This is a genomic window from Acidovorax sp. GW821-FHT10E04 (assembly GCF_059415185.1).
On sequence record NZ_JBWKMT010000003.1, the window covers coordinates 182196 to 195669 of the forward strand.

At 67.0% G+C, this 13474-nt stretch carries 16 protein-coding genes; 10 read left to right on the top strand and 6 right to left on the bottom strand.

Features of this window, described 5'->3' with window-relative positions; genetic code table 11:
• The gene (locus AC07OC_RS10255; protein ID WP_218297156.1) at positions 1-735 is read right to left on the bottom strand and encodes a TerC family protein; all 735 of its coding nucleotides are present in this window, start codon (positions 733-735) and stop codon (positions 1-3) included.
• 474 nt (positions 736-1209) lie between these two features.
• Between AC07OC_RS10255 and AC07OC_RS10260 the strand changes: the two genes are divergently transcribed.
• Both AC07OC_RS10260 and AC07OC_RS10265 read left to right on the top strand, forming a co-directional pair.
• Positions 1210-1644 carry a DUF3717 domain-containing protein gene (locus AC07OC_RS10260; protein WP_218297155.1) on the top strand — a complete coding sequence of 145 codons (435 nt, stop codon included), beginning with the start codon at positions 1210-1212 and terminating at the stop codon, positions 1642-1644.
• 62 nt (positions 1645-1706) lie between these two features.
• The gene (locus AC07OC_RS10265) at positions 1707-2012 is read left to right on the top strand and encodes a putative signal transducing protein (RefSeq protein ID WP_010464546.1); all 306 of its coding nucleotides are present in this window, start codon (positions 1707-1709) and stop codon (positions 2010-2012) included.
• Between the two features lie 75 nt (positions 2013-2087).
• Here AC07OC_RS10265 and AC07OC_RS10270 read toward each other — a convergent pair whose 3' ends face one another.
• Both AC07OC_RS10270 and purB read right to left on the bottom strand, forming a co-directional pair.
• A complete protein-coding gene (locus tag AC07OC_RS10270) occupies positions 2088-2648 on the bottom strand; it encodes a YaeQ family protein (protein WP_218339444.1) in 561 nt (186 codons plus the stop codon).
• 78 nt (positions 2649-2726) lie between these two features.
• Complete coding sequence (gene purB / locus AC07OC_RS10275) at positions 2727-4106, bottom strand: adenylosuccinate lyase (RefSeq protein WP_057271328.1); 1380 nt, start codon at positions 4104-4106, stop codon at positions 2727-2729.
• 104 nt (positions 4107-4210) lie between these two features.
• On the opposite strand from purB, the gene AC07OC_RS10280 reads away from it, so the two are divergent.
• The 8 genes from AC07OC_RS10280 to AC07OC_RS10315 all read left to right on the top strand — a co-directional run bounded on the left by AC07OC_RS10280 (position 4211) and on the right by AC07OC_RS10315 (position 11656).
• Positions 4211-4825: a glutathione S-transferase N-terminal domain-containing protein gene (locus tag AC07OC_RS10280; protein WP_218339443.1), complete on the top strand. Its 615-nt coding sequence runs from the start codon at positions 4211-4213 to the stop codon at positions 4823-4825.
• A 91-nt stretch (positions 4826-4916) separates the two neighbouring features.
• A complete protein-coding gene (locus tag AC07OC_RS10285) occupies positions 4917-5633 on the top strand; it encodes a TetR/AcrR family transcriptional regulator (RefSeq protein WP_494601110.1) in 717 nt (238 codons plus the stop codon).
• Positions 5634-5835: 202 nt separating this feature from the next.
• Entirely contained in the window at positions 5836-6423 is a 588-nt protein-coding gene (locus tag AC07OC_RS10290; protein ID WP_492245179.1) for a TRAP transporter small permease, read from the top strand.
• A gap of 29 nt (positions 6424-6452) precedes the next feature.
• Positions 6453-7733 (top strand): TRAP transporter large permease, encoded by a 1281-nt coding sequence (locus tag AC07OC_RS10295; RefSeq protein ID WP_218297150.1) that lies wholly within the window; start codon positions 6453-6455, stop codon positions 7731-7733.
• Positions 7734-7800: 67 nt separating this feature from the next.
• On the top strand, positions 7801-8805 hold the full coding sequence (locus tag AC07OC_RS10300; RefSeq protein WP_494601113.1) for a TRAP transporter substrate-binding protein: 1005 nt from the start codon (positions 7801-7803) through the stop codon (positions 8803-8805).
• A 132-nt stretch (positions 8806-8937) separates the two neighbouring features.
• Positions 8938-9798 carry a shikimate dehydrogenase gene (locus AC07OC_RS10305; RefSeq protein ID WP_218297148.1) on the top strand — a complete coding sequence of 287 codons (861 nt, stop codon included), beginning with the start codon at positions 8938-8940 and terminating at the stop codon, positions 9796-9798.
• A 33-nt stretch (positions 9799-9831) separates the two neighbouring features.
• The gene (locus tag AC07OC_RS10310; protein ID WP_218297147.1) at positions 9832-10731 is read left to right on the top strand and encodes a VOC family protein; all 900 of its coding nucleotides are present in this window, start codon (positions 9832-9834) and stop codon (positions 10729-10731) included.
• 19 nt (positions 10732-10750) lie between these two features.
• On the top strand, positions 10751-11656 hold the full coding sequence (locus tag AC07OC_RS10315; RefSeq protein ID WP_494601115.1) for a sugar phosphate isomerase/epimerase family protein: 906 nt from the start codon (positions 10751-10753) through the stop codon (positions 11654-11656).
• A gap of 22 nt (positions 11657-11678) precedes the next feature.
• Here the strand turns inward: AC07OC_RS10315 and AC07OC_RS10320 are convergent, their stop codons facing one another.
• Genes AC07OC_RS10320 through AC07OC_RS10330 form a run of 3 tightly spaced genes read right to left on the bottom strand, consistent with a single transcriptional unit; the run spans position 11679 to position 13464 of the window.
• Positions 11679-12137: a nuclear transport factor 2 family protein gene (locus tag AC07OC_RS10320; protein WP_494601117.1), complete on the bottom strand. Its 459-nt coding sequence runs from the start codon at positions 12135-12137 to the stop codon at positions 11679-11681.
• 5 nt (positions 12138-12142) lie between these two features.
• Positions 12143-12925, bottom strand: coding sequence for an SDR family NAD(P)-dependent oxidoreductase (locus tag AC07OC_RS10325; RefSeq protein WP_218339438.1), 783 nt, complete (start codon positions 12923-12925; stop codon positions 12143-12145).
• On the bottom strand, positions 12922-13464 hold the full coding sequence (locus AC07OC_RS10330; RefSeq protein ID WP_492245177.1) for a DUF3833 domain-containing protein: 543 nt from the start codon (positions 13462-13464) through the stop codon (positions 12922-12924). The genes AC07OC_RS10325 and AC07OC_RS10330 overlap by 4 nt, the downstream gene beginning before the upstream one ends.
• Positions 13465-13474 lie beyond the last annotated feature (10 nt).

The window sequence follows — 13474 nt, forward strand, 5'->3', positions numbered from 1 at the left end:
TCAACCCTGCTGCTCGGCAGGTGCCGCGGCCGCACGGCGTGCAAGGATGATCTTGCCCGCCAGCAAGACGAGCAGGGCACCGGCCACGCTGGCGCCGTACTTGATCACATCCGTCTGCGGCAGCTTCAGCATCCATTGCCATTTGTCGGGGTTGGAGAAGGCGGGGTCCGTCACCAGCATGCCGCCAGCGATCCAGCCCAGCAGCATGCCGCCGAGCGTGATGATCATGGGGAAGCGCTCCATGAGCTTGATGACCAGCTGGCTGCCCCAGACGATGATCGGGATGGAGATCAGCAGGCCCAGCACCACCAGCAGGAACGAGTGGTCGCCCGCATTCTGTGCCGCGCCCGCGATGGCGATCACGTTGTCCACGCTCATCACCAGGTCGGCGACGATGATGGTCTTGATGGCGGCCAGCAGCTTGTCGCTGCCCTGCACGTCGCCGTGGCCTTCTTCATCGGGGGCCAGCAGCTTGACGCCGATCCACACCAGCAGCAGCGCGCCCACGAACTTGAGGAACGGCAGGGCCAGCAAGGTCATCGCGAAGGCGATCAGGATCACGCGCAGCACGATGGCGCCGGCTGTGCCCCAGATGATGCCCTTGGTCCGCTGTGCGGGAGGCAGCTTGCGGCAGGCCAGCGCGATGACCACCGCGTTGTCGCCGCCCAGCAGGATGTCGATGATGATGATCTGGCCGAGTGCGAGCCAGAATTCGGGCGAAGCCAAAAAGTCCATAAAGTCCTCAGTATCAATGTGCGCGAAGGAGGGTCTCGCCGCCACTGTAGCGCCGAGTCCGCCCAAGGGATAGAGGGCCTGCGGCAGGAGGATCAGGACGGCCCCGGGGCTGGGGCGTGAATGCGAAGGGCGGCCTTGATCAGCCCTGGCGGGCCCATCAAAGGTCTTGCTCAGTCCGGCGCCCTGGTGGTGCGCGCTGAACCCGGACCGCCGGAAGCGATGTTTCGCTTCGTATTGACGACGGTTCCGATGCCTCGCTTCCCAATCGCCAGCGCCTGGCCGTGCCGGAATGCAAGTCGGGAGCTACTCCCCTTCGAAGCGTCGATTGGAACATCGCCAGCACGGACGCGCAAGTGCGGCGCGATTGTGGTTATTGCGTATGCGACGCGATGGCGGGGTGACCGGGGCATAACACCTTTGCCAGGATTGCCTTGCCCGCGCGGCTATGATCCAGCCCCCTTCGCGCAATCGCCCATGGCCGCCATTCACATCACCGACATCGAAGCCGCCATCAACCACTGGCGCGGCCGCGCGCCGTCGCCCGATGGAGTCACCCTGGCGCCGCAGATCCGCGCCCTGGGGGAGGTGTATGCGCTGATGGTGTACCGGCGCGAGGATGCCGTGGACGAGGACAGCTTCCCCCTCGATGCGCTGGCCGCCTGGCAGGCCTGGTATGACACGACCCCCGACACGCCCTGTATCGCCATCTGCTCCACCAGCCAGGGCGATGACCTGTGCAAGGGCTGCGGACGGACTTTTGACGAGGTGCAGTTCTGGCCGGCGATGACACCTGTCGAGAAACGCACGGTGTGGCGGCGCATCACGCTGGAGCATTCCGCGTGGCGGTTCAACCGCTATGCGGAGCGTGCCGCCGAAGGCGCATCCCGGACACCGGCCGAGGCACCGTAGCGGCTGGGGCCCGCGCCCCGCGGGGACTGTACGCCAGGCGTTCAAACCGCTATGGTGGTCCCATGCTGCGCCTCACCCAAGCCCCGAACATCGCCATCGCCACGCTGTGGGCGGACTTGTTGTGCGAGGCGGGCATGGCGGCGTCCGTGCAGCGCCAGTATCTGGGCGCTGCGGCGGGGCACCTGCCGCCCGACCAGTGCCTGCCCGAAATCTGGCTGGACTACGACGAACACGCCGCCCGCGCTCGTACTCTGCTGCAGGAACTGCAAGATTTGCCGCAGCGCCGCTGGGCATGCCAGTGTGGGGAGACGGTCGAAGGCGGGTTCGAGCAGTGCTGGCAATGTGGCACGCTCATGCCACGGGATTGATTCGAAAGCTACGAAATTGATAGCTACTGACGCCTATCTAGCAAGCGCCAGAGGTTATTGCGACTAGCGCTCCAGTCACTTCCAGCGCACGGGCTCCACATGCACGCTGCCCTGGGTACTGCTCAGGGTGATCGCGCCCTCCTGCACCGTGGCCTGCAGCTGCATGCTGCGCTCGGCCAGCTGGGCGAGCGCCTGGGAGGCCTCGGTGGGAATGCGCCACACCTGCAGCTTTTCCAGCCGCGACAGCTTGGTCTCGATGCCCTTCCACCAGATTTCCGCGGCGTGGTTGAAGCAGTAGACGATCACGGCATCGGCCTTGCTGCAGGCCTTGGTAAGCGGCTTGTCTTCCGGCTGGCCCACCTCGATCCAGACGCGCTTGCGGCCCGTGAAGTCGGTCAGCGACGCATCCGGGTCATCGGGGTCCGACAGGCCCGCGCCAAACGCCAGCGTGGCGTCGCCATTGCACAGGTCGTTGAGCTGGTGCGCGGCAATGGCCAGGGCGGCCAAGCGGACCATCATGCGCTCATCCGTCTCGCTGGGATGGCGGGCGAGCGTGAGCGCATGGTCGGCGTAGTAGCCGTGGTCGATGTCGGCGATCTGGAGATTCGCCTTGAAGATGGTGGATTTGATGGCCATGCAGCCTCACTACTAAATAGATAGCTGCCAGCGCTTGACAGGCAAGCGCCAGAGGCCAAAAAGGCTGAAAACCTGCGGTCAGACCCGGCGAGCCAGCTCGGCCGCCTTGCCGACGTAGCTGCCCGGCGTCATCGCCAGCAGCCGGTCCTTTTCGGCCTGGGGGATTTCCAGCGAATGGATCAGCCCGTGCAGCGCCTCGGCCGTCACGGTCTTGCCGCGCGTGACTTCCTTCAGTTTTTCGTAAGCGCCCTGCACGCCAAAGCGCCGCATCACCGTCTGGATGGGCTCGGCCAGCACTTCCCACGAGGCGTCCAGGTCTTCGGCCAGGGCCTCTTCGTTCAGCTCCAGCTTGTTCAGGCCGGTCAGCAGCGAGGCATAGGCCAGCGCCGCGTAGCCCAGGGCCACGCCCATGTTGCGCAGCACGGTGCTGTCGGTCAGGTCGCGCTGCCAGCGGCTGATCGGCAGTTTTTCGGACAGGTGCTTGAGCAGCGCATTGGCAAGGCCCAGGTTGCCCTCGGCGTTTTCAAAGTCGATCGGGTTGACCTTGTGCGGCATGGTGCTGGAACCGATCTCGCCAGCCTTCAGGCGCTGCTTGAAGTAGCCCAGGCTCACATAGCCCCAGATGTCGCGCGACAGGTCGATGAGGATGGTGTTGGCGCGGGCCACCGCGTCGAACAGCTCGGCCATGTAGTCGTGCGGCTCGATCTGGATGCTGTAAGGCTGGAAGGTCAGGCCCAGGCCCAGCGGCTCGGGGGTTTCGATGACCTTCTTGCTGAAGGCTTCCCAGTCGAAATCGGGCCAGGCGGACAGGTGGGCGTTGTAGTTGCCCACGGCGCCGTTCATCTTGCCCATGATCTTGACGGCGGCCACGCGCTCGCACGCCGTCTGCAGGCGCATGACCACGTTGGCCATCTCCTTGCCCACGGTGGTCGGGCTGGCGGTCTGGCCATGGGTGCGGCTGAGCATGGGCACGTCGGCGTAGGCGTGCGCCATTTCGCGCAGCTTAAGCACGATGCGGTCCAGGCCCGGCAGCACGACCTGGTCGCGGCCCGAGCGCAGCTGCAGGGCGTGGCTGGTGTTGTTGATGTCTTCGCTGGTGCAGGCAAAGTGGACGAACTCCGAGGCTTTTTCCAGCTCTGGGCGCGCTTCGAACTTGCTCTTGATCCAGTACTCCACGGCCTTCACGTCGTGGTTTGTTGTTTTTTCGATCTCCTTGATGGCCGCGGCGTCAGCCTCGGAGAAGTTCTTGATGAGGCCCAGCAGGTAGGCGCGGGCGCCGGTCGTGAGAGGCTTGAATTCGGCAAAACCAGCGTCCGAGAGGGCGATGAACCAGGCCACTTCCACCTGCACGCGGCGGTGCATGTAGCCATGTTCGCTCATGATCGGGCGCAGGGCGGCAAGTTTGCTGGCGTAACGGCCGTCAAGCGGCGACAGGGCGGTGATGGTGGACAGGCTCATGGCGCGCAATTGTAGGCGCCGCGCATCAGTCAGCCCCGCGCAGGCCGCTGCCGATAGAATCAAAGTCGAATTGTTCTGCTTACCCGCGCACTGGAAGACAAACCATGAAATTGATCGGAGCCTCTGCCAGTCCCTACGTCCGCAAGGTGCGGATCGTGATGGCTGAAAAAAAGCTCGACTACCAGTTCGTACAGGAAAACGTCTGGGCGGACGACACCCATATCTCCACCTCCAACCCGCTGGGCAAGGTGCCCTGCCTGGTGATGGAGGGCGGCGAAGCCGTGTTTGATTCGCGCGTGATCGTGGAATACCTGGACACCCTGTCCCCGGTGGGCAAGCTCATCCCCACCCAGGGCCGCGAACGCGCCGAGGTCAAGACCTGGGAAGCCCTGGCCGATGGCGTGGTGGACGCCGCCATCCTCGCGCGGCTGGAAGCCACCTGGGCCCACCGCAAGGACAGCGAACGCAGCCAGGCCTGGATCGACCGCCAGCTGCGCAAGGTGCACGACAGCCTCAAGTCCATGAGCCAGGGCCTGGGCGACAAGCCGTTTTGCAGCGGCATCCACCTGAGCCTGTCCGACATCGCCGTGGGCTGTGCGCTGGGCTGGCTGGAATTCCGCTTTCCGGAGATCGCCTGGCGCAATGAATACCCCAACCTGGGCAAGCTGCTGGACAAGCTGATGCTGCGCCCGAGCTTCGCGGACACCAGGCCCAGCTGAGCCGCCCGCCAGCGGCGCGGGGCGGCACGGCCGGACGCCGCGCACGGGCTTGCGGCACGGCGTGGCGGGCATGCCGTATGCTACGCAGCTTATGAACGAAATGGTTCAAAACATCCCCAAGGCCCTTGGCGCGCGCGCCAGCCGGCAACGCGCGGCGCGCGACGCCGCCGCCACGCCGGGCGCGGACCGGGTGCGCGTCAACGACCCCGACCGCACCATGGCCAACATCCTGCAGGTGGCCACGGCGGAGTTTGCCGACAAGGGCCTGGCGGGGGCGCGCATCGATGAGATCGCGGCGCTGACCAGCACCAGCAAGCGCATGATCTACTACTACTTCGGTAGCAAGGAAGGCTTGTATGTCGCTGTGCTGGAGGATGCCTACCGGCGCATCCGCCGCATCGAATCGGAACTGCACCTGGAAGGCCTGGCGCCCGAGCAGGCGCTGCGCACGCTGGTCGGGTTCACGGTGGACTACCAGCTCGCCAACCCCGATTTCATTCGCCTGGTGATGAATGAAAACATGCACCGGGGCGAGTTCATCAGCCGCTCCACCACCATCCAGGAACTCAACATTCCCGTCATCCACGCGGTGCACAACGTGTACCAGCGCGGCGTGGCTGCCGGCGTCTTCCGCCCCGACGTGGACCCGGTGGACCTGCACATGTCGATCTCGGCGCTGTGCTTCTTCAATGTGGCCAACCGCCATACGTTCGGCGCGATCTTCAAACGCTCGCTCGACACCCCGGCCGCCACGGCGCAACGCCGGGAATCGATCATCGAGATGATCGTGCGCTTCCTGCGCCCCTGAACCACCGGCGCCGGCGCGCGCCACCACGCCCTCTCCCTGAACAGGCCGCAGCGCGATGCAGCACCGCGCCCAGGCGGCATTGCGTCCCCACGCGGCTGCGGCCAATACGGCAAAACGGCGTTCAGGGTTTGCACCTAGATCAAATACTAACCAGTTCGTACAAAATTCTTCCAGCCTTTCAACCACAACGACTGGAGACACCATGTTCGCACTGGCCGACCGCGTGCTGCGGGGATACGCCCGCGTGCTGGATGCATTGGCGGGCCTGTGCCTGGCCATCATGGTGGTGCTCGTTTTTGGCAATGTGGTGCTGCGCTACACCCTCAACTCCGGCATCACCATCTCCGAAGAGCTGTCGCGCTGGCTGTTCGTGTGGCTGACCTTCATGGGTGCCGTGGTGGCGCTGCGCGAACATGGCCACCTGGGCGTGGACGCCCTGGTCTCGCGCCTGCCCACGCTGGGCAAGAAGATCTGCCTCCTGGTGGCGCAGGTGGCCATGCTCTATGTGTCGTGGCTGCTGCTCACGGGCAGCTGGTCGCAGACGGTCATCAACTGGGAAACCGAAGCCCCCGTGACCGGCGCCTCCGTGGGCATCTTCTACGCCAGCGGCGTGCTCATGGGCGCCTCGGCCATCGCCATCCTGCTGCGCGACCTGCTGCGCACCCTGTTCGTCCCCCTGGCCGACCATGAGCTGATCATGGTGCAGGAGAGCGAGGAGGCCGCCGCGCTGGAGCAGATCCAGCGGGACGCGCAAGCGGCCGCCGACACCCCGGGCGCGAACAGGCCCTGACGACAGACAACCAGCCCGGAACACCTCCCATGACCGTCGCGATCTTCCTCGGCTCCCTGCTGCTGGCCATGGCCATCGGCATTCCCATCGCCTACGCGCTGCTGCTCAGCGGCGTGGCGCTGATGTGGCACCTCGATCTGTTCGACGCGCAGATCCTGGCGCAGAACGTCATCAACGGCGCGGACAGCTTTCCGCTGCTGGCCGTGCCCTTCTTCATGCTCGCGGGCGAGATCATGAACGTGGGCGGCCTGTCCAGGCGCATCGTCAAGCTGGCGCTGGCCCTGGTCGGCCACATCCCTGGCGGGCTGGGCTATGTGGTCATCATGGCGGCGGTGATCCTGTCGGCGGTGTCGGGTTCTGCAGTGGCGGACGCGGCCGCGCTGACCTCGCTGCTGCTGCCCATGATGGTGGTCGCGGGCCACAGCAAGGAGCGCTCGGCCGGACTCATCGCCTCGGCGGGCGTCATCGGCCCCATCATTCCGCCGTCCATCGGCTTCGTGATCTTTGGCGTGGCGGCCAATGTGTCCATCAGCAAGCTGTTCCTCGCGGGCATCTTCCCCGGTCTGCTGCTGGCCGTCTCGCTGGCGGTCACGTGGTGGTGGCTCGGCCGCCGTGAAAACGTCATGCCTCCACCGCGCGCCACCCGCGCCGAACTGAAGGTGGCGCTGCGCGAGGCCGCCTGGGCGCTGGGCCTGCCCATCATCATCCTGGTGGGCCTGCGCATGGGTGTCTTCACGCCCACCGAGGCCGCCGTGGTGGCCGCGATGTATGCGCTCGTCGTCTCCATGGCGGTGTACCGCGAGCTCTCGTGGCGCCAGCTGGTGGGCATCTTCCAGGCGGCCGCGCGAACCAGCGCCGTGATCATGTTCCTGGTGGCCGCCGCCATGGTGTCGGCCTGGCTCATCACCGTGGCCGACCTGCCGTCCAAGGTCATCGGCATGCTCGAACCCTTCATGGGCAACCCCACCCTGCTGCTGGTGGCGATCATGGTGCTGGTCATGGTGGTCGGCACGGCCATGGACATGACGCCCACCATCCTCATCATGACGCCCGTGCTCATGCCGGTGGTCAAGGCCGCAGGCATCGACCCCGTCTACTTCGGCGTGCTGTTCATCATCAACAACTCCATCGGCCTCATCACGCCGCCCGTGGGCACCGTGCTCAACGTGGTGGCGGGCGTCGGGCGCATCTCCATGGGCCAGGTCACGCGCGGCGTGATGCCCTTCATGCTGGCGCAGTTCGTGGTGATGTTCCTGCTGGTCGCGTTCCCCTCGCTCGTCACCGTGCCCCTGCGCTGGCTCGGCGGCTGATTCCCGTGCCCCTCCCGCCTTTCGTTCCTTCCTGTTTCTGCCCCGCCCAAAACCCAAGGAGACATCCATGAAACTCTTGAAGACCCTGCTCACCACCGCCCTCGTCGCGGCTTCGCTGCTGCCCGGTGCGCATGCTCAGGAACGCACCATCAAGTTCGCGTTCCAGAACCAGAAGGAGCACCCGCAGGCCCAGGGCGCGCAGAAATTCGCCGACCTCGTCGCGGCCAAGACCAGCGGCCGCATCGCGGTCAAGCTTTTTCCCGGCGGCACGCTGGGCGGCGACCTGCAGACCGTCTCGGCGCTGCAAGGCGGCACCGTGGAGATGACGGTGCTCAACGCCGGCATCCTGTCCGCGCAGGCCAAGGAATTCGGCATCTACGACTTCCCGTTCCTGTTCGCCTCGCCCCAGGAGGCCGATGCCGTGACCGACGGCCCCTTCGGCAAGAAGCTGCTCGACAAGCTCGCGGCCAAGAACCTGGTGGGCCTGGGCTACTGGGAACTGGGCTTTCGCAACCTGACCAACAGCAAGCGCCCCATCACCAAGGCCGAGGACATCGCGGGCCTCAAGATCCGCGTGATCCAGTCGCCCATCTACATCGACATGTTCAACGCGCTGGGCGCCAACGCCGTGCCCATGCCGTTCCCCGAGCTGTACACGGCCATGGAGCAAAAGGCCGTGGACGGCCAGGAGAACCCGTTCTCCACCATCCTGTCGTCCAAGTTCGCCGAGGTGCAAAAGCACCTGACCATCACGCGCCACATGTACAACCCGCAGGCGGTCATCGTGAGCAAGAAGTTCTGGGACAGCCTGAATCCCGCCGACCAGAAGGCCGTGACCGAAGCCATGGCCGAGGCCACCGCGTTCCAGCGCAGCGTCTCGCGCTCGCAGGCCGACGTGGCGCTCGAAGAGCTCAAGAAGGCCGGCATGCAGGTCACCGAGTTCTCGCCGGCGGAAGTCGACAAGCTGCGCGCCAAGGTCAAGCCCGTGGTGGAAAAGCACAGCGACAAGGTGGGCGCCGAGACCGTGCAAGAGGTCTATGCCACGCTGGCCAAGCTGCGCGGCGGCAAGTAGGCCATCGCAACGCAGCAGCCACCCCCGCGCTGCGGTGCGGGCACCAACGCCCACACGCCAGCGCGTCCTCCACGCAACCCGCCCATGAGCACCCAGCTCCTTGATCCCCCGGTGTCATCCACCGCATCCGCCATGTCTTCCACAAGCCCCCGCAAGGTGCTGATCGGGCTGATCGGTGCCGGCATCCAGAAGTCGCTGTCTCCCGCCCTGCACGAAGAGGAGGCGCGGCACCACGGCATGCGCCTGCACTACCAGCTGATCGACCTGGACCGCTCGGCGTCTTCTCCCGCACAGCTGCCCACGCTGCTGTCGGCGGCACGCATCATGGGCTATGCCGGCTGCAACGTGACCTACCCGTGCAAGCAGGCCGTGATCCCCTACCTCGACAGCCTGTCGGAAGAAGCGCAAGCCATGGGGGCCGTGAACACGGTCGTGGTCCACGATGGCAAGCTCGTGGGGCACAACACGGACGGGTCAGGCTGGGCCCGGGGCTTCACCCGTGCGCTGCCGGGCGCCGACCTCGGCCGCGTCGTGCTGCTGGGCGCGGGCGGTGCGGGCGCCGCCATCGCGCATGCCGTGCTGCGCCTGGGTGCACGGCACCTGACCATCGTCGATGCGCAGCCCGAACGGGCCGCGCAACTGGCCGCCGACGTGAATGCGCTCTATGGCCCCCGGGCCGAGGCCGGCGAGATCCACGCGGCCATGGCGCGGGCCACCGGGCTGATCCACGCCACGCCCACGGGCATGGACAAGCTGCCCGGCCTGCCCCTCGATACGGGCCTGCTGCGCCCCGCGCTGTGGGTGTCCGAGGTCGTGTACTTCCCGCTCGACACCGCCCTGGTCCAGGCCGCGCGCGCACTGGGCTGCCGCGTCTCGGACGGGGGCGGCATGGCCGTGGGCCAGGCGGTGGGTGCCTTTGAACTGTTCACCGGCGTGGCGCCCGACGCGGACCGGATGGACGCCCACTTTCGCCGGCTCGTCAGCCCGCGCTGACACCACCGCAACCACACGCAAGGAGTCCAACGCATGAGCACCCCGATGATGGCCGCCCGCGAGGCGCTCGGAGACCTGCCCAACCCCCTGGGACTGCAGGGGGTGGAGTTCATCGAATACGCCACCAGCCGCCCGCAGGCGCTGGGGCAGGCGCTGGAGCGCATGGGCTTCCAGCCGGTGGCGCGCCACCGCTCGCGCGAGGTCCTGCTGTACCGGCAGGGCGACATGAACATCATCGTGAACGCGCACCAGGACGAAGAGCGCACCGGGCCGCACGCGCCGTCGGCCCTGGCGGAAACCCCCGTGCTCGCCGCCATCGCCTTCCGTGTGGGCAATGCAGCCGCCGCCTACCGCCGCGTGCTGGAGCTGGGCGCCTGGGCCGTGCACACCGAGGTCCAGGTGATGGAGCTGAACATTCCCGCCATCCACGGCGTGGGCGCGAGCCGCATTTACTTCGTGGACCGCTGGAAGGAATTCTCGATCTACGAGGTGGATTTCATCCCCATCCCCACCGTGAATCCGCGCCCGCCCGCGCTGCAGGGCCTGCATCTGTTCGGCGTGGTGCAGTACATCGGCCTGGGCAGGGCGCCTGACTGGATCCATTTCTACGGCGAACTGTTCGGCTTCGCCGAGCTGGCGCCCGACCAGTCGTTCGGCGTGCTCACGCATGGCCGCATCCTGGCCAGCCCCTGCGGCACGTTGCACTGGCAACTGATCGAGCCGCTCGTGGATGCGCTTGATGCCGACCCCGAGGAACTGCTGCAGCGCGTGGCGTTCGGCACGCCGGACGTGCTGGCCACGGTGAACGCGCTGCGCGCCCGGGGCGTGGACTTCGTGGAATCCCCCACGGGGGTGCACACGGGCACGCGCGGCGCGCTCACGCGGGCCGATGCCGGCTCGCCCAGCTTCGAGCTGGTTCTCGACGCCCGCTGACCACCGCCCGGAGACCTCGATGCGCACTTCGACCATGCAACGCAACGTCGCCGACTTCGGCATGGACACCATCAGCCTGGCCGGCCCGCTGGGGGCGAAGCTGGCCGCCGTCAAGGCGGCGGGTTTCGGCCAGATCATGCTGGCGGCCCGCGACATCGTGGGCCATCCGCAGGGCATCGAGGCGGCCGTGCACGCCGTGCGCAGCAGCGGCCTGCGCGTGACGGGCTTCCAGGTGCTGCGCGACTTCGAGGGCCTGTCGGGCCACCTGCACAGCTACAAGGTGGACATCGCCAAGCAGATGATCCTGATGGCGCGCGACCTGGGCGCGCCGGTGCTGCTGGCCTGCAGCTCCACCTCGTCCCATGCCACCGCCGATGCCGACGCGATTGCCCGCGACCTGCGCAAGCTCGCCCTGCTGGCGCTGCCGCACGGCATCCGCGTGGCCTTCGAAGGCCTCTCCTGGGGACGGCACATCAACGAGGTGCATCAGGCGTGGGCGGCGGTCGAGCAGGCGGATTGCCCCAACCTCGGCCTGGCCATCGACTCGTACCACCAGTTCGCCACCAGCACGCCGCTCACGGCGCTGGCCGACGTGGACCCCGCCAAGATCTATCTGGTGCAGCTCTCGGACTTCATGTGGCAGGAGACCCGCACGGTGCAGGAGCGCATCGACACGGCACGGCACTTCCGCGTGTTCCCGGGCGAGGGCGTGCACAGCCAGGCGCTGGCCGAACTGGTGCGCACGCTCGATGGCATGGGCTACCAGGGCGACTACAGCTTCGAGGTCTTCAACGACGACTACCAGCAGCTGCCGCTGCCTTATGTGGCACAACGCGCATGGAACAGTGCGCTGTGGCTGGCCGAGGGCGTGCTGCAGCGCGCGGTGCCGCTGCCGGGGCACCCGCGCATCAAAACGCTGGCGTGATCAATGCGTCAACGGCCAACAATCAACTGTTGGCGCGTTTCTTGAGCCAGCGCATCAGCGCGCCCACCACCGGCAGCTTTTCGTACAGTTCTTCGGCGGCGTCCCAGTAGTCGCGGTGTAGCGCCACCAGGTCCTGGCCATCGAACACCAGGTGCGAGGCGCCGCGCACGGTCTGCGTCACGCCCTTGTCAAAGCCCTTGAAGGCGAACAGGAACTCCCAGGTCAGGAAACACTGCGGGCCCTGCACCACGCGGCCGGTGACCACGAAACGCGGCTGCTCCAGCGCCTCGAACATGTGGTCGAAGATGGCCTGGATGGCGGGCAGGCCCCGCACTTCGTTGAACGGGTCCTTGAAGCGCGCATCGGCCGCGTACAGGCGGCCCAGTGCCGCCACGTCGGCCGGGGCCAGGGTCTCGAAGAAGGCCACCACGCGGGTGACGGCTTCTTCGGTGGAGGTTGTGGTGCGAGGTGGCTGCAGCATGGCGCTCAGAGTCCCGTGAACTTGCGGACCGCAGGAAAGTACCACCGATACGGCAACACGCGCAGCAGTTTCATCACCCGCGTGAAGCGCTTGGGGAAGTGGATGTCGAAATGCCCCCGCTCCCAGCCCTGCAAGATGGCCGCCGCCGCCGCCTCGGGCGAGATCAGCGCGGGCATCGTGAAGTCGTTGCCCGCCGTGAGCGGCGTGGCCACGAAGCCGGGGTTGATCACGCTCACGCCAAGCCCCAAGCCGTGCAGATCCAGGTACAGCGACTCGGCCAGGTTGATGAGCGCAGCCTTGGTCGGCCCGTAGGCCAGGCTCCTGGGCAGCCCCCGGAACCCCGCCACGCTGCTGACCACGCTCACATGCCCGGGGCGCCCCGCGTGCGCCGCGGCCAGCATGGCGGGCAGCACGGCCGCCAGCACGTGCAGCACACCGCTGTAGTTGATCTGCCCGTGGCGCAGCATGTCGGCCAGATCCAGGTCGGTGGCGCGCATGTCGCGGTAGGTGCCGGCGCAGTAGCACACCAGGTCGGGCGCGCCCCCGGACAGCACCCGTGCGGCGGCGGCCTGCACCTGCTCGGGCTGCGCTATGTCCAGGGGCAGGGCCAGGCTGCCGGGGTGCTGGGCGGCAAAGGCATCGAGCGCATCGCCGCTGCGGGCCGACACCGTGACCTGCGCACCGCGCGCATGCAGGGCCGACGCCGTGGCGCGCCCGATGCCGCTGGACGCGCCGATCACCCAGGCCCTGCGGCCCTGCCAGTCGCGCAGCGGTGGGTTCAGGCTCATGGCGCGCGCCTGGTGAACGACAGCGTGATCTCGCCCAGGCGCACGCCAAACTTGCTCATGGTGGCGCGGTTGAGCATCACGCGGTCGTCGATGAGAACCATCCAGTCGTCCAGGTCGACGTGGTAGACCGTGCCATCCACCGGCAGGGCCAGCGTGTAGTTCCAGCGGAAGACGTTGCCCCGCGCCTGCCCGTGGGCCGTGCCCACCACGTCGTCGGCGGTGCCGGTGGTACGGCCGTCGGCGTGCTGGGTCAGGCGCCAGATGCGGCGCTGGGTGGTGCCGTCCGAATAGGTGAAGGCCTCGTCGAGCACGCCCTCGTTGCCCTGCCACTGGCAATCCATGACCACGGTGAAGCGTTTGACGATCTGGCCGCTGCGGTCCTGGAAGATGCCCCAGGCGTCGATCTTGCCGTTGAAATACCGGGCCAGGTCCAGCACGGGCTTCTCGCTGGCATAGCCTTCGATGCCCGGGCTGGCGCAGCCGGACAGGGCCACGGGCGCAGCCGCCATGGCGGAAAGGAGGAGGCGTCGTTGCATCATGGGGTGGGCC